General features: G+C 71.0%; 17 protein-coding genes. 4 read left to right on the top strand and 13 right to left on the bottom strand.

Going from position 1 to position 14,634, the window contains the following annotated elements:
- Window positions 1-309 precede the first annotated feature (309 nt).
- The 6 genes from IEZ19_RS43065 to IEZ19_RS43045 all read right to left on the bottom strand — a co-directional run bounded on the left by IEZ19_RS43065 (window position 310) and on the right by IEZ19_RS43045 (window position 4,668).
- Window positions 310-1,071, bottom strand: a complete 762-nt coding sequence (locus IEZ19_RS43065; protein ID WP_189316854.1) for a class I SAM-dependent methyltransferase — start codon at window positions 1,069-1,071, stop codon at window positions 310-312.
- A 29-nt stretch (window positions 1,072-1,100) separates the two neighbouring features.
- The gene (locus IEZ19_RS43060; RefSeq protein ID WP_229841507.1) at window positions 1,101-2,171 is read right to left on the bottom strand and encodes an alpha/beta hydrolase fold domain-containing protein; all 1,071 of its coding nucleotides are present in this window, start codon (window positions 2,169-2,171) and stop codon (window positions 1,101-1,103) included.
- Window positions 2,168-2,950 (bottom strand): aldo/keto reductase, encoded by a 783-nt coding sequence (locus IEZ19_RS43055; RefSeq protein WP_268248758.1) that lies wholly within the window; start codon window positions 2,948-2,950, stop codon window positions 2,168-2,170. The genes IEZ19_RS43060 and IEZ19_RS43055 overlap by 4 nt, the downstream gene beginning before the upstream one ends.
- Window positions 2,947-3,270 carry an aldo/keto reductase gene (locus IEZ19_RS52790; protein ID WP_268248757.1) on the bottom strand — a complete coding sequence of 108 codons (324 nt, stop codon included), beginning with the start codon at window positions 3,268-3,270 and terminating at the stop codon, window positions 2,947-2,949. Before IEZ19_RS52790 ends, IEZ19_RS43055 begins: the two co-directional genes overlap by 4 nt.
- Window positions 3,271-3,315: 45 nt before the next feature.
- A complete protein-coding gene (locus IEZ19_RS43050) occupies window positions 3,316-4,215 on the bottom strand; it encodes an MFS transporter (protein ID WP_229841505.1) in 900 nt (299 codons plus the stop codon).
- 81 nt (window positions 4,216-4,296) lie between these two features.
- The gene (locus tag IEZ19_RS43045) at window positions 4,297-4,668 is read right to left on the bottom strand and encodes a nuclear transport factor 2 family protein (RefSeq protein ID WP_189316853.1); all 372 of its coding nucleotides are present in this window, start codon (window positions 4,666-4,668) and stop codon (window positions 4,297-4,299) included.
- A 240-nt stretch (window positions 4,669-4,908) separates the two neighbouring features.
- On the opposite strand from IEZ19_RS43045, the gene IEZ19_RS53220 reads away from it, so the two are divergent.
- Window positions 4,909-5,388 (top strand): hypothetical protein, encoded by a 480-nt coding sequence (locus tag IEZ19_RS53220; RefSeq protein WP_308429080.1) that lies wholly within the window; start codon window positions 4,909-4,911, stop codon window positions 5,386-5,388.
- A 60-nt stretch (window positions 5,389-5,448) separates the two neighbouring features.
- Here the strand turns inward: IEZ19_RS53220 and IEZ19_RS43035 are convergent, their stop codons facing one another.
- The 3 genes from IEZ19_RS43035 to IEZ19_RS43025 form a co-directional block, all read right to left on the bottom strand.
- Window positions 5,449-6,516 (bottom strand): sodium:calcium antiporter, encoded by a 1,068-nt coding sequence (locus tag IEZ19_RS43035; RefSeq protein ID WP_189316852.1) that lies wholly within the window; start codon window positions 6,514-6,516, stop codon window positions 5,449-5,451.
- 309 nt (window positions 6,517-6,825) lie between these two features.
- Window positions 6,826-7,620, bottom strand: coding sequence for a polysaccharide deacetylase family protein (locus IEZ19_RS43030; RefSeq protein WP_189316851.1), 795 nt, complete (start codon window positions 7,618-7,620; stop codon window positions 6,826-6,828).
- The gene (locus IEZ19_RS43025) at window positions 7,617-8,960 is read right to left on the bottom strand and encodes an MGDG synthase family glycosyltransferase (RefSeq protein ID WP_308429079.1); all 1,344 of its coding nucleotides are present in this window, start codon (window positions 8,958-8,960) and stop codon (window positions 7,617-7,619) included. The genes IEZ19_RS43030 and IEZ19_RS43025 overlap by 4 nt, the downstream gene beginning before the upstream one ends.
- A gap of 801 nt (window positions 8,961-9,761) precedes the next feature.
- Here IEZ19_RS43025 and IEZ19_RS43020 point away from each other — a divergent pair.
- The 3 genes from IEZ19_RS43020 to IEZ19_RS51790 all read left to right on the top strand — a co-directional run bounded on the left by IEZ19_RS43020 (window position 9,762) and on the right by IEZ19_RS51790 (window position 11,601).
- The gene (locus IEZ19_RS43020) at window positions 9,762-10,412 is read left to right on the top strand and encodes a phosphatase PAP2 family protein (RefSeq protein ID WP_189316850.1); all 651 of its coding nucleotides are present in this window, start codon (window positions 9,762-9,764) and stop codon (window positions 10,410-10,412) included.
- A 24-nt stretch (window positions 10,413-10,436) separates the two neighbouring features.
- On the top strand, window positions 10,437-11,120 hold the full coding sequence (locus tag IEZ19_RS43015; protein ID WP_189316849.1) for a DedA family protein: 684 nt from the start codon (window positions 10,437-10,439) through the stop codon (window positions 11,118-11,120).
- A gap of 97 nt (window positions 11,121-11,217) precedes the next feature.
- Window positions 11,218-11,601, top strand: coding sequence for a hypothetical protein (locus tag IEZ19_RS51790; RefSeq protein WP_229841504.1), 384 nt, complete (start codon window positions 11,218-11,220; stop codon window positions 11,599-11,601).
- 24 nt (window positions 11,602-11,625) lie between these two features.
- On the opposite strand, the gene IEZ19_RS43005 is transcribed toward IEZ19_RS51790, so the two are convergent.
- The 4 genes from IEZ19_RS43005 to IEZ19_RS42990 form a co-directional block, all read right to left on the bottom strand.
- Entirely contained in the window at window positions 11,626-12,927 is a 1,302-nt protein-coding gene (locus IEZ19_RS43005) for an RNA polymerase sigma factor (protein ID WP_268248756.1), read from the bottom strand.
- A 76-nt stretch (window positions 12,928-13,003) separates the two neighbouring features.
- Window positions 13,004-13,405, bottom strand: a complete 402-nt coding sequence (locus IEZ19_RS43000) for a YciI family protein (RefSeq protein ID WP_189316848.1) — start codon at window positions 13,403-13,405, stop codon at window positions 13,004-13,006.
- 420 nt (window positions 13,406-13,825) lie between these two features.
- The gene (locus IEZ19_RS42995; protein WP_189316847.1) at window positions 13,826-14,065 is read right to left on the bottom strand and encodes a hypothetical protein; all 240 of its coding nucleotides are present in this window, start codon (window positions 14,063-14,065) and stop codon (window positions 13,826-13,828) included.
- A gap of 12 nt (window positions 14,066-14,077) precedes the next feature.
- Window positions 14,078-14,464, bottom strand: coding sequence for a BlaI/MecI/CopY family transcriptional regulator (locus tag IEZ19_RS42990; protein ID WP_189316846.1), 387 nt, complete (start codon window positions 14,462-14,464; stop codon window positions 14,078-14,080).
- Window positions 14,465-14,634: the final 170 nt, after the last annotated feature.

Here is a 14,634-nt window from a genome sequence, read left to right as displayed (position 1 = left end):
GGCGCGACAGTCTTGGCCGACAGCAGAACGCTTCGCTTCGAAGTGGCCCATGCGTCGTCACAGGCGGCCGTTGCTCACGCAGACTTGCCGCAGCCCGCCTCGCCATCCCGGCACGCTGAGCGACGCCACCCGATTGGGTGGGGAACCAAGCCCAGGATGTTCGGTCCATCCCTCAGCAGCACCTGGGGAAGATCAACCAGGGGGCCATCCAACAGGGGGCCGAGTCGGCCCGGTTGGGGAGTGTTCGGGCGTTGAGGAAACATCCAGTGCCAGTTCGTGCGCTCTGACCCGGCCGGTCTCACTTCCGGCTCACAGTGCGGGCGGGGGAACCTCGACGACGAAGAACAGGAAGGTGGTTTTGGTCGAGAGGGCATGGAAGTCGTCGGGGAACAACTCGCGGGCGGCCGGTTCGGGCTGCGGCTCGCTGATGACGGCGAGGCGGAAGCCGGCGGTGGTGAAGGCGTCGATCATCGCGTGCAACGGCCTGCGCCAGAACTTCATCGGGACGGACTGCCCGTCGAACGTCCAGTCGAAGGCATAGCTGGTGGTCGCAAAGTAGTCGGGCCGGGGGTCCTGGATCGTGTAGGCCACGAAAGGATGGTCCACCGACGCGATCAGCCGGCCACCGGGCCTGAGCACTCGTCGCATCTCGGCCAGCGTCGGCCCCCAGTCCTCCAGGTAGTGCAGCACCAGCGACGCGACCACGTCGTCGAACGCACCGTCGGCGAACGGCAGAGGGTCGCTCAGGTCGACCAGGTGCAGGGCCGCGTCGTCACCGAGCCGCCGCCTGGCCAACGCCAGCATCCCGGCACTGGCGTCGATGCCGGTGACGACCGCACCGCGGTCGCGTAGCGCAGCGGACAGCGGGCCCGAGCCGCAGCCGGCGTCCAGGATCCGGCGGCCGGCCACGTCTCCGGCGAGGGCTACCATCGCGGGCCGCTCGTAGTACGCGTTTATGAGGCTGTTCTCGTTCTCCGCCGAGTACGCCTCGGCGAAGCTGTCGTAGTCATTCGCCTGGGCCGGACCTGCGGGCTGGACGAGGCCCTCGGGCATCTCGCTTACGTGTTCCATCGTCGCAGCCTATTGGGCTCGCTCCACCCTCAACTGCACACTGCATCCCCGGGGTTGGTCATGTGTCTGTCGCGGATCGCCTCGGGCATCACGCGCCCTGCCCGAGGATGCGGCGGATCCATCCCGTCTGCACCGACCGGGCCGCCGTCGATACCGGAACGTCGGGGAAGAGCGCCTCGAAGCCGTGGAAGGCCCCCGGGCCAGACGTGCAGCTCAGTGGCGACGCCGGAGGCCCAGAGCTTGGAGGCGTACTCGACCGCCGGGTCCCGGAAGACGTCGTTGGCGCCGACGTCGATGAAGGCCGGCGGCAGGCCGCTGAGGTCCGTCGCACGGTTCGCGGCGAGGTAGATGCTGACGTCCTGGTCCTCATGCCCCTGACCGAGGATCGTGTTCCAGGCGTACTGGTGGTCCTCCCGGCTCCAGGTCACACCGGTGGAGGCGTCCTTCCCGAACTGCCGTGCCGAGACGGAGTCGCTTCGGTCGTCCACCTGCGGGCACCACAGCACCTGTGCGAGCAGGCGCGGGCCGCCGACGTCGCGGGCCAGCAGGGCGGTACCGGCGGCGAGACCGCCGCCGCCCGACGTACCGGCAAGAATGATGCGCGACGGATCGACACCGAGCTGTGCAGCGTGCTCGCCGAGCCACGCCAGGCCGGCGTAGCAGTCGTCGACCGCCGCGCGTCCCGGATGTTCGGGCGCCATGCGGTACTCCACCGTCAGGACGACGAGACCGAGCGTGGCGACCAGGTCGACCAGGTTGTAGAAGGACATCGTGCAGAAACGGTCGCCGATGAGCATGCCGCCGCCGTGTATGAAGTACACCGCGGGCGCCGAGGTGACCCCGCCCTGCGGCGCGAGGCGCGAGAGCACGATCTCCCCGCGCGGCCCGTCGATGACATGATCGGTGAGCTCCACCCCGTGGCGAGCGAGCTCGTCGGCGATGGCCTGCTGCCCCAGCGCGGTCGCGGCGCGCAGCATGGGCAGCGTCTCGTCGGTGAACGAGACGGAGGCCGGGCTCACCTCGAGCGACTCGAGCGCCTCGATCAGCTTCGGGTCGAACGGTGGCACGCGGTGACTGCCCATGTCCTGGTCCGCGTTCATCGCGCAGCCACCCCGCCGGCGTTCCACACCGGCTGCTGGAAGCTCGCCGGCTTGTCGCCGATGCCGAGGCCGGGGCTCACCACCCACGACTGGTACTCCGGCGTGAACATGCCGTAGACCGAGGCCGTGGCGGGTGCGCTGGCCTGCTCCAGCTGGGCCCGCGCGTCGGCGGGGATCTCGAAGTCGAGTGCGGCGAGGTTGCCGTCCAGCTGGGAGACGCTGCTCGCACCGATCACGAGCGAGGAGATTCCCGGCCGGGTCAGCGCCCAGTTGAGCGCCACCTGGGCCATGGGCCTGCCGAGGCCGTCGGAGACCGTCCCCAGCGCCTCGACGACGGCCCAGTCGTGGTCGGTGACCGGCCGGCCGGGCGCATCGGGGTTGCTGATCCGGCCCTCGCCGACGATGCCGGTCTCGGTGCGCTTGTACTTCCCCGTGAGCAGGCCGCCGCCGAGCGGGCTGAACACGGTGAGGCCCATGCCCAGGGTCTGCGCCATCGGCACGTACTCCGCCTCGATGCCGCGGTCCGCCAGGGAGTACGGCAGCTGCACCGTGACCATGGGCGTGAGGCCGTGCGCCTCGGCGTAGCTCTGCGCGCGGGCGGCGTACCAGGCGGGGACGTCGGAGAGTCCGGCGTACCGGATCTTGCCTGCCCGGACCAGGTCATCGAAGGTCTGGACGACCTCCTCGACCGGGGTGATCCGGTCCCAGGTGTGGAGCAGGTAGAGGTCGAGGTAGTCCGTGCCGAGCCGGCGCAGCGACGCCTCCAGCGCCCGGATCATGTGCTTGCGGCCGTTGCCGCTGGCGTTCGGGTCGGAGGGGTCGATGGTGTGGTGTACTTGCTGGTGAGCACGAGCCGCTCGCGGTTGCCGGCCTTCGTGATGAGCCGGCCGAGGATCCGCTCGCTCTCACCGGCGGTGTAGAAGTCGGCGGTGTCGATGAAGTTGCCGCCGGACTCGACGTAGCGCCGGAAGATCGGCTCGGCCTCCTCCTCCGTCCTGCCGTACGCCGCGTGGAAGCCGTCGACGCCGAAGTTCATGGTGCCCAGCGCGAGGCGGCTCACGCGGAGTCCGGAGCGGCCGAGCAAGTAATAGTGGTTCACAATCGCTCCTCGAGAGGGTGAGTGTCAGTGGTGACACTGTGACGTTCAGAAAATGGACTCACAAGTCCAAAAATGTGGACGGTCCCGCCTCGATGAGGACGGGCTCTTGAGCAGGCCCAGGTGCAGCAGCGGGTGCGGGACCCGGCTCTCGGCGACGAAGAAGACGCCGAGGAGTGCGGCGCCGGCCACGAGACCCAGGATCGTCTGGGCCGAGCCCCACCCGTGGTCCGGGGCGCCGGTGAGCGCCCAGACGAGGGCGACGGCCGCACCGGTCGCCGAGACGGCGCCGACGAAGTCGAACCGGCCGTGGCGGCGCGGGGTCTTGGCGACGTAGCGCCTGGCGGTGGCCAGCGCGATGATGCCCAACGGGACGTTGATGAAGAGTGTCCAGCGCCAGGAGGCGACGTCGGTCAGCAAGCCGCCGAGGACGTAGCCGAGCGTGCCGCCGATGGCCGACATCGAGGAGAAGAGCGCGATGGCGCGGTTGCGCGCCGCGTCGTTCGGCGCGTTGGCGGTCAGCAGGGCCAGTACCTGCGGCGCAGCGAGCGCGCCGCCGACGCCCTGGAGCGCGCGGGCAGCGACCAGCAGCCCGGCCGACGGTGCCAGGCCGCTCAGCAGCGAAAAAAGGGTGAAGACGGCCAGACCGATCACGAACATCTGACGGCGGCCGAGGACGTCGCCGAGGCGGCCGCCGAGCAGCAGCAGGCCGCCGTACGCGAGGACGTAGCCGTTGAGCACCCAGGACAGTGAGGCGGCGCCGAAGTGCAGGTCGGAGGCGATGCCCGGCAGGGCGACGTTCACGATCGTGGAGTCGAGGATGATCATGAGCTGCACGAGCAGCAGGATCGCGATGCCGATCGTGGCACCTCGGCGTGCGGGCGGCTGCCCGGCGACGAGGTGGGGGGCGGGCGCCTCGTCGGCGACCGGTCCGACAGTGGAAGACACAGGGGTTCCCCTCCAGCCGGGAGGCCGAGTGATGGAAGAGACGGGTGAGGTGGAGGAGGGATCCGCGTCGGCGGCGGGGGGTCACAGAAGCGTCTGGGCGTACTGCGGGTTGGTGTAGTCACGCCACTCGGTGATCAGGCCCTCGCTGACGCGGTAGACCGCGACGTTCTTGATCGGGGCCAGACCGCGGCCTGGAAGCGCGAGGCCGTGGATCTGCTCCTCGAGGACGACCTCGCCGTTCACGGCCTGGTGCACGGTCGAGAAGTCGACCTGCTCGAAGTTGGCGAAGACGCCGGCCCACATTGCGAGCAGCGCGTCGCGGCCGATGATGGGCGACTCGCCGTAGGCCTCGAACTCGACGTCGGGGTGGAGGAAGAGGGCCAGGCGCTCGACGTCCTTGCTCGCGAAGGCGGCGACGAAGTCGGCGACGACCTGTCCGGGATCAGTGCTCATGTGAGTCTCCTCGGTGTGGTGGCTGTCGGGATGACAGCAACGACAGTAGGAAGACTTTTTTGGACCAGCAAGTCCAAGAAATAAAGCAAAATGGACTGATGGGTCCAACCTGCACGGGTATGCTCGAGCCACGGCGCTGACCACCAAGGGCACGGCGACACGGCAGCGGATTCTCGAGGGGCGGCCGCCCATCTGCGCGGCACCGACCCGGGCAACGCGACCCTCGACGACATCCGCGAGGTGACGCGGACGAGCAAGAGCCAGCTCTTCCACCACTTTCCGGGAGGCAAGGAAGAGCTGTTCCTCGAGGTCGCCCGATTCGAGGCCGACCTGGTACTGGAGGACCCGCAGCCCTACCTCGGCGCCCTGGACTCCTGGGCCGCGTGGGGCCGCTGGCGCAAGGCCGTCATCGCCCGCTACAAGGCGCAGGGCCCGCACTGCCCGCTGGCCTCGCTGATGACCCAGGTCAGCAGCATCCCCGGCGCCGCCGAGGTCGCCATGCGGTGCCGTATCCCGCTGGCGGTCACGGACAGCCGGTCACGGAGGGACGGGCCTCCTTCTGCGCGCCGGGCTGCTGTTGCCGCCGATGCGATGACGACGCAGGCCCAGCACCCAGGTACCGGGATGAAGGCGTTGGTCGGCGGGTCGGCGTGCTGGGATCCGTCGGGTCGCTGTGCATGCCAGGTACAACTCCGGCTCCGGAGGCGGTGGGCTGGGTAGTTCGGCGCGATCCCCCCGGTGCCGCCGCCCGGGTCCGGGCGGCGGCACCGGGGAGCCGGGTCAGCTGAGGATGGGGATCAGGCCGAGTGCGAAGAGCACGTAGAAGCCGGCCGCGACCGCGAGGCGTGCCGGAGTGAGCTTGTGAGCGCGCATGGTCAGCAGCAGGTAGACGATCGCCGCCATGGTGATCAGTCCGGACCACAGCAGGGCGCCGTCGAAGTGCCAGGTGGTGAACAGGAGGCCCAGGCCGGAGGGGACGGTGGCCTGGATCATCATCGCGCCCGAGATGTTGGCCAGTGCCAGCTTGGTCTTGCCCTGGCGTACCCAGATCACCGCGTTCATGATCTCCGGCAGTTCGGTCGCGATCGGGGAGAGCAGCAGCGCGGTGACCGAGGCGGACAGCCCGATCATCGGGCCGATGGCGTCCAGTTGCTTCACGAACAGCTGTGAGGCGAAGAAGATCACCGCCAGGGTGACCAGCGTCTGGGCGGCCACCGCCCAGGTGGCGGGGGAGGCGGCCCTGGGCTGGAACTTCAGAGGCTCCAGCTCCACCCCCTCACTGTCCTCGTCGTGGCCGCCGCGGATCTCGCGCCAGAAGTAGACCGCGTACGCGGCGAAGAACAGCAGGCCGAGCGCGGGCTTGAAGGAGAAGGCGACCAGGCCGAGCGCCACCTTCACGACGAAGATCGGCAGGAACCACTTCTGGTCCTTGGCCAGCCGCTTCATGTCCTTTTCGCTGCCGACGGCCTGCTCGGTGTCACCGGTCCGTGGGCCGGAGCCGTCAGGGCCCACGCCCCCCGCAGCGACGAGTGCCGGAGTGCGCTCCTTGCGGCGCTTGAGCAGCAGCATGGCACCGGTGACGCCGTAGGCGACGGTGGCCAGCGCCAGCGGGCCGCCCATCGCGGCACCGACGCCGATGTTCTTGGCCTCCGGTGTGGCTCCGGTGGTGACCGCGACCAGGGTGACCACGGACTCGGGCAGCGCCGTGCCGAAGGCGGCCAGGATCGTGCCGACCGCCATCCTGCCCACGTTCAGGGTTTCGCCCAGCCACTCCACGGCATTGACGAACCACTCACAGGAGAGATAGATCGCCACCGCACAGGCGATCAAGAGAATGAAGTGAACCACCGGTCTCGTTCCAGCCTTCCCGTACCGGCGGGGACTCGAGACGACCGCGAGCGAGGAGACGGCGGCAGCTTCGACCCCGCCGACACGCATACGTCGTCGACAAAGGGCCGAAGGTCTCGCCCGCCCACACGCGCACGGTGTGGGCCCGGTCACCGGGAACCCGGCGCTGGATTCCAGTGTGTCGACGACCGGTGTTGCGGGGCTACTCCCCTTCGCAGCAGCCCAGGCTAGCCGCAGACGGACACCGCACCAAACTTCGTAACGCGCGGTCACCTCGGTGCTGGTGCTGGTGCTGGGCGGGTTGCTCGCCTACGGGCTGGTCGGAGAGCCGGTCGGCCGAAGTGGATCGTGCCGGGGGGTGGCTGCGCCGGGCAGGCCGGGGACGCCGTGCTCGCGCAGGGGGCCGACCTGCCAGCCGCGGGTTTGGCAGGCGTCGAGGATGTAGGGCAGTGCCCGCAGGGTGGTGCGCCAGGAGCCGGTGGCGGAAGTGCAGTCGGAATCGTGCAGCAGGATGGTGCCGCCGCCGCGCAGGTCCTTCAGGACGGTGTCCTGGACGGATCGGGGGGTGGCCCGCCTGCGCCAGTCCTCGCCCCAGCAGGTCCACAGCACGGGGGTCAAGTCGAGGCGGCGGCAGGCGAGATGGGCGGAGGTGGTCATCACTCCGTACGGGGGCCGGAAGAGGACCGGTGACCGGCCGGTGACGTCGGCCACCGCGTCGCGGGCGCGGGCGAGGTCGTCGTAGGTGGCTCGGGGGCCGCGCACCAGCAGGGGGCGGTGGCGCCAGCCGTGGACGGCGATCTCGTGCCCGGCGGCGGCCATCTCTTTCGCCAGCCCGGGTGAGCGGACCAGCATCGAGCCGAGCAGGAAGAAGGTGGCGCGGACCCCACGAGCCTCGAGGAGGCCGAGGAAGTGCGGGGTGGACAGATGGTCGGGGCCGTCGTCGAAGGTGAGGGCGATGTGGTCCGGGCGGCCCTGCCCGGACAGGCGCGGCATGGCCCTGTTGCGCAGCGGTCCGAAGGTGGAGATCACGGGTGCCGCGTGCAGTGCGGCAAGGGCGGACAGGACCGCGGCCGAGGCGGCCAGGGCGGGGCGGGCCGGCGTCATCGCCTGTCTCCGTCCAGGTAGTGAGCTACTGCGGTGAAGCGGGCGGGGGCTTCGGAGTAGGCGTAGACGAGCGGGGCGGCAACACCCAGCGAGAGGGTGGCCGCCGCGGTGGCGGCGGTCAGGGCGAGCCGCCGCCTGCCCGTGCGGCGTACTGCCTGCGACGATGCAGGTGGTTGGAGCGGTCGGTGTCCGGTTCTTGCGGCGATGGCGGGCACCGGGCCGGGGGCGGACCGGTGCAGGGCGATTCCTGCCGCGCGTTGGGCGATGCCGCGCGGACCGTGCAGGAGTTCGGTGAGTACGGGGCCCAGCTCCTCGGGCGTTCGGATCCAGGTCGCGAGACCGGCCTCCTGCAGAGCCTGGGCGTTGGCGCGGCCGTGGCCGGGGATACAGCGGTAGCTGGCCACTGGCAGTCCGGTGGCGAAGGCCTCCAGCGAGGTCAGTCCGCCGGCGTTCTGGACCAAGACGTCGCAGGCGTGCATCAGGCCCGGCATGTCCTCCACCCAGCCGAAGGCGTGCTCGATGCCGTCTTGCCGCAGTTGCTCGGCGAGGGCGTGGTTCCGTCCGCACACCACCACCGGCACCGCCACCCCCGTCTCCCGGATCTCGGCGGCGGCCCGCCGCACCGGGCCGACTCCCCAGGAGCCCGCGACCAGCAAGGCCAGCGGTGAGTGCTCGGGCAGTCCGAACCGGGCGCGCGCGGCGGAGCGCTCGCCGCCGGTGGCGGGGGTGAAGCGGGGATCGGTGACGGGGCCGGCGACGGTGACGGCGGCTGCGCCCTGCGCGTGGGCCTGAGCCGCGGGTATTGCGTGCACGGCCAGGTGGGCGTCGATGCCGGGGGCGACCCACAGGGCGTGGACGGAGAAGTCGGTCAGGTAGGTGAAGGCCGGTACCGTCAGCAGACCGCGCCGCCGCAGCGCGCCGAGGACCTGGCCGGCCCCTGGGTAGGTCGAGATGACCGCGCACGTGTCCGGCTGGAGCGCCCGCAGCGTGGGCTGTTCGGCGCTGCGGAAGAGCGCCCGCCACACCGCGCCGGGGCGCGAGGCGTGCTCGGTCGCCGCGTACAGGCGCTGGTAGCCGGCCGGCGCCCAGGCCAACAGGTGGTGGTAGGTGTCGCAGAGCAGCCTGCCCGCCCGGGCGGGCAGCAGGTCGAGGAAGTCGTGCCGGTCGACCAGGAATCCGTGCGCGGTCAGCCGGTCGGCCAAGCCCGCGGCCGCCCCGTCGTGTCCCGCGCCGACACTCGCGGAGATGATCGCGATCCGCCGGGGCCCTGAGCCCTTGGGCGGCGCGGCGGACGACGACGACAGTGCCGACTCCGGCACCAGATCGTCACGGTGGGGCACGTCGATCAGCCTCCTGACGGGATACGCGCCCGAACGGGCAACTCGATTGCCGGGGGCGCCGACACCAGAAACTACTACATGATGTAGGAATTGGAGAACGGCAGGCAGGGGGCGTGGAGTTCGGGTTCGTGCTCCGGGTCTGCCGGGCGACAGGAGGCTCGCCGGCGAATCTACTACAAGATGTCGAAATAGGATGGGATGCGGGAACGGGGAGCATGGGAGCGCGGTCGACGGCGCCTCGTCCCATCGGGGGCGCTGGATCCGCGATGCTGTCGAAGTACGGCGCGTGGGCGGTGCTGGTGGTCTTCACCGAGACCGGACTGCCGGTCCTCGGCGTTTTCCTGCCCGGAGGCACGCTCCTTCTGCCGGCCGGGCTCGCCTGCTCGCCCGCTGCACTCGGAGAGCGCGTGGCCCGGAGATTCTCGCCGGGCCACCACTGGGCGGGCATGACGCTCACCGCTCCGGGGCTGCGTCCCTCTCGCGAGAACGGTGAACCTCGACGATCCGCAGGGCCCCGCAGTGTTCGCGGTCTCAACCGTCCGCTTCGTCCACTACTACGGCCGCCCATCGCGGCCTCCCGCCCCGTAAGCCCAGCCACGGACGGGCCCGGTGACGGGGCGACCAGGTGTGATCCGGCCGACGGATCACCCGCCGACCTTGCTTCTACAACATGTAGTAAGTTGGGGCGGCAGTCACTGTCGCTTCACCTTGACGTCACTGGTGCGTCAACGGGACGAGGGGCTGACCGACGGCGTGGGCCGCTCCGCGTCGCCGGGTGTTCACACGGAAGGACATCCATCCATGATCGTGCCCGCCACCGCACAGCTCGCCTTTGACGGATCCGGCATCGACGGCTCGCTGTTCACCTCCGTCACCGGCTTGGCCCGCGATACCAGGTGGCTCAACGCACCTCTGGAGCTGTGGACCAATCTCGGCCTGGGCGTCTTCGCCGTACTCATGCTCGCGGGCTGGTGGGCGGCGCGCCGCCGTGGCATGGAAGCGATGACCCTCGCGCTGGGCGCACCGGTCGCCGTCGTGGCCGCCTTCGCCGTCGCCGAGGTGGTCAAGAAGATCGTCGCCGAGGCGCGGCCCTGCCGGTCGATGCCCCACGCCTACCTCGTCGACGCCTGCCCCGGGCCGTCCGACTACGCCTTCCCCAGCGGCCACGCCACCGTCGCCGCCGCGACCGTGGCCGCGCTCTTCCTGCTCGACCGCCGCCTGTGTGCCATCGCCGCCGTGTTCGCGGTGGTGGAGGGCTTCACCCGGGTCTACCTCGGCGCGCACTACCCGCACGACGTCCTCGGCTCCGCGCTCGTCGCCCTGCCCGTCGCCTTCCTCACCAGCCTGGCGCTGCGCCGCTACGCCACGCCCCTGATCGAAGCCCTGGGCCGCGGCGCCCTACGACCGCTGCTGATCGCCGGGCCCGGCGCCGCTCCGCAGCCGACCCGGTAGCCTCGGCCCTAGAGGTGATCCACGATGACCCCACCTCCCTTGCCCGGCGTGTTCGCCGACCTCGCCCCGCTCCTCGACCACTGGGGCTACACGGCGGTCGGCGGCCTGCTCTTCCTGGAGGACTTCGGCGTGCCGGTCCCCGGGGAGACCGTGCTGATCGCCGCCGCCGTGTACGCGGGAGCCGGACAGCTGAACGTCGTCACGGTCGCCGTGATCGCATTCCTCGCCGCCGTCTGCGGCGACAACATCGGTTACGCCATCGGCCGTTACGGCGGCCACCGCCTCGTGACCCGGTACGGCCGCTACGTGCTGCTCACCCCGGCGCGCGTCGCCAAGACCGAGGCATTCTTCACCCGCCACGGCGGCAAGGTCGTCACCGTCGCCCGCTTCATCGAAGGCCTGCGCCAGGCCAACGGCATCATCGCCGGCCTGAGTGAAATGCCGTGGCGCCGATTCCTCGTCTTCAACGCCCTGGGGGCGGCACTGTGGGTGGGTGTCTGGGTGACCCTCGGCGGCCTTGCCGGAGACCACATCGGCACCCTCTACCCGGCCATCCAGCGTTACGAGCTCTACCTGCTCGCCGCGGTGGGCATCACGCTCGCCGCCGTAGTCGTACGTCACTTTCACTGCCGCAGTGCCCACGTGTCCCCGTCATCTCCCGCCCCTGAGGATCCCGCCCCTGAGGACCAGGACACCCCGGCCTCCTGACTGCCGCGTCCACCGCACCGGCGTCCGTCAGCGGCGGCCGGCGCATCTCTCGGCGTCAGCGTCGCTCTCGGCGAGGTAGGCGCGCAGGCTGAGCGAGGTGGCAGGCCAGGGCGGTATCGAGCGCCGCTACGGAGACTTCAAGGGGCCGCTGGCGGTCACCCCGGTATTCGTCCAGCACAACCGCCGCGTCGCCGCCCTCGTCCAGGTGATCTGCCTGGCCCTGCTGGTCTTCTGCCTGATCGAGCGCCCGGTCAGGCAGGCCCTGGACCGCGACGGCGACGGCCGGATGGCCGGGCTGTACCCCAACGGCCAGCGGGTGCGGCCGACCGGCCGGATGATCCTTTACCACCTGGGCCGCCTGCAAATGCGCATCGGCAACGCCACCGACCCGCCCACCGTCCTCATGGTCCGGGGAATCCACCGCCACCTGCTGGACCTCCTCGGCCTTGAAGTGGCACAACCACGCTGGGCACAGACCTGATTCAGTGACCCGCAAAGTACGGGGCTAGCGTGACGGGTGGGACGTGTGCGCACCGGGGTGTGGCGACGGCGTCGGGCCGTCGGTCTGCGCGGCCAGGCGGGCGGCGCGGAGGGTGAGGTGGTGGCGCTCCGGGAGGCTGGCGGTGCGGTGCGCCGCCGCGCGGTAGTCGGCGACGGCGGCGTCACGGTCACCTGCGAGTTCGTGCAGGTGCGCGCGGACCGCGAAGAGCCGGTGGTGTCTGGCGAGCGCGGGTGGGGGATCGGCCAGCAGCGCGAGGCCGGCCGCCGGGCCGTCGACCATCGCGACGGCGACGGCGCGGTTCAGGGTGATCAGCGGGTTGTCGGAGATCCGGGCCAGCACCCCGTAGAGGGCGAGGATCTGCGGCCAGTCCGTCTCGGCGGCCGTCGGCGCCTCGTCGTGGACGGCCGTGATCGCCGCCTGCACCTGGTACGGGCCGACCGGCCCGCTCGGCAGGGCTGCGGTGACCAGCGCGACGCCCTCAGTGATCGCGTCCGCGTCCCAGCGGCTGCGGTCCTGCTCGGCGAGCGGCACGATCTCGCCGTCCGGGCCGGTGCGTGCCGGCCCGCGCGCCTCGGTCAGCAGCATCAGTGCCAGCAGTCCGGCGACCTCGGCGTCGTCCGGCAGGAGCGCGTGCACCGCCCGGGTGAGGCGGATCGCCTCGTGCGCCAGCTCGACGCGGCGCAGCTCGGAGCCGGTGCTGCTGGCGTAGCCCTCGTTGTAGATCAGGTAGAGCACGTGCAGCACCGCGTCCAGCCGGGCCGGCCACTCGGCCGCGTCCGGCATCCGGAACGGCACGCCGGAGGACTTGATCCGCTGCTTGGCCCGGCTGATGCGCTGACCCATCGTCGCCTCGGGCACCAGGAACGCCCGCGCGATCTCACTCGTCGTCAGGCCGCCCACCGAGCGCAGCGTGAGCGCGATCGCCGAGGCAGGGGAGAGGACGGGGTGGCAGCACAGGAAGAGCAGCGTCAGCGTGTCGTCCTGCGCGCCCTCGTCGTCCGCGTCCGCGCCAGGCGCGGAGCGGCGGTCGGCCGGGACCTGCCCGGCCACCAGCTCCTCGCGCCGGCGGCGCGCCTGCTCGCTGCGCGCCTGCTCCGTCATCCGCCGGTTCGCCACCTGGACGAGCCAGCCGCGCGGGTTGCGGGGCAGGCCCTCGTCCGGCCACTGCGCGGCGGCGTCCAGCAGCGCCTCCTGGACGGCGTCCTCGGCGGCGGCGAAGTTGCCGTAGCGGCGCGTCAGCACGCCGAGGACCTGCGGCGCGAGCATGCGCAGCAGGTCCTCGACGTCGGGTTCGAGCGCGGTCACCCGTCCATGGTCACAGGTGGCCCGGGGGCACCGCGCGGACAGGTTCAGGATTCGTACGAGATCGGCGCGTCCGAGATCACAGGTCCGCGGGCGGCGCGGACATCACCTGGCGCACCTCGATCGGCATGTTCAGCGGCCGTCCGCCTGGCCCGGGGGCGGCGGAGACGGCGGCGGCGATCTCTACGGCCCGCTGCTCGCTCTCGCAGTCGACGATCCACCAGCCGGCCACCCACTCCTTCGACTCCGCGAACGGGCCCTCGGTCACCACGGGAGCGCGGCCGCTGTGCGAGCGGACGATCTTCGCGGTTTCCGGCATAGCCAGGCCCTGGGCGTCGACCAGCTCGCCGGAACGAGACAGGCCCGCATTGGTGTCCTGCATGAAGCGGATGTGGGCCTGGAACTCTTCGGGCTGCCACTCGTCGATCTTGGGGAAGTCGGTGTTCTTCGCGCTGAACTGCATCAGCAGCATGTACTTCATCGTTCCGCTCCTGGTTCGTCGTACCCGCCCCCGGCGGGGGCTCTCACGGGTAGGTAGAAGCACGTCCGGCGTCTTCGACATCCTCGACGCAGTTCGCGGAAAAATCTCGGAGATCAGCCCACGGCGCGGGCCGAGGAATCCACCTCCGTCTGCTGGACCTCCTCGGCCTCGAAGTGACACAACCACGCTGGGCACAGACCTGAATCAGCGACCCGCGAAGTACGGGGCATGCCGAGCACGGCGAACGCCGCCGGTACCGGATCGACCACGGCCAGGTCCCCGCCCGCCGCAATGTGCCGGCACTCTCGTCAGGCGTGCACCAGGGCCGGCCCGCGGCGCCAGGACGCCACGGTCACACTGATCACCGCGACCAGCACCACCCCGGCACACACCGCGGCGATCGCCTGGCCCACCGGGTCCTCAGCCCTCAGCGCACCCACCGACCACGGCCCCCTGCGCCGCCACCAGCGGCACCTGCCCGACCGAGGTGAACGCCAGGACCGCCGGCCCGGTGGCCCACGTGCCGGCCGCCACGACCGCCGCGCACACCGTCGCCCACGCCCCCGCACGCGGCGGCAGCCTGCGTCCCGCCCAGGGAGCCGCGAGCGCCGGCACCGCGCTCAGCAGCAGCGGCAGATACACCGGCACCGGCCAGAACACGGCTCACCACTTCTAGGGGCCGTCACCGTGCAGCAACTGCTCCAGCAGCCGCTCGTCCTCCGCCGACAAGTCCGACACGAAGCGCGCCAGGACCGCCGCACGGTCCCCGCCCTCGTCCAGCAGCGAGTGCATCCCCGCCGCCGCAAGGCCCGGTTGGTCGTGCACGGGCGCGTACACGTGGCTGCGTCCCTCGCGTTGGCGGGTCACCAGTCCCTTGTCGCACAGCCGCGTCAGGATCGTCAGCACAGTGGTGTAAGCCGTGTCACCGCCCAGGCGTTCGTGCACCACTGCCACCGTCACCGGCCCCCCGGCCGCCCACAGGGCCGCCAGGACCTCTCCTTCCAGTTCCCCGCGCGCACGTCGCCGAGACCCCCCACGATCGTTCCTACCGCCTGTCACCCGGCACCTCCTCCTGCGCCCAAAGGGCCCTCGCCGACCCGGTCCAAACTACTACGAGACGTAGAAAAGCTAAGACCACGCAGTGCCCTGACCGCTCGGCCGCCCTGCCGCACGGCCCTGCCCCGGCCGGTCTTTGTGGTGTGAGCCTGCGAGCAGGGGGACATGCGCGT

Origin of the sequence: Streptomyces brasiliensis, assembly GCF_014647875.1 — a bacterium.
GTDB lineage: Bacteria > Actinomycetota > Actinomycetes > Streptomycetales > Streptomycetaceae > Streptomyces > Streptomyces brasiliensis.
The sequence above is the reverse complement of the archived record's forward strand: the minus strand, read 5'-3'. Positions and strand labels throughout refer to the sequence as shown.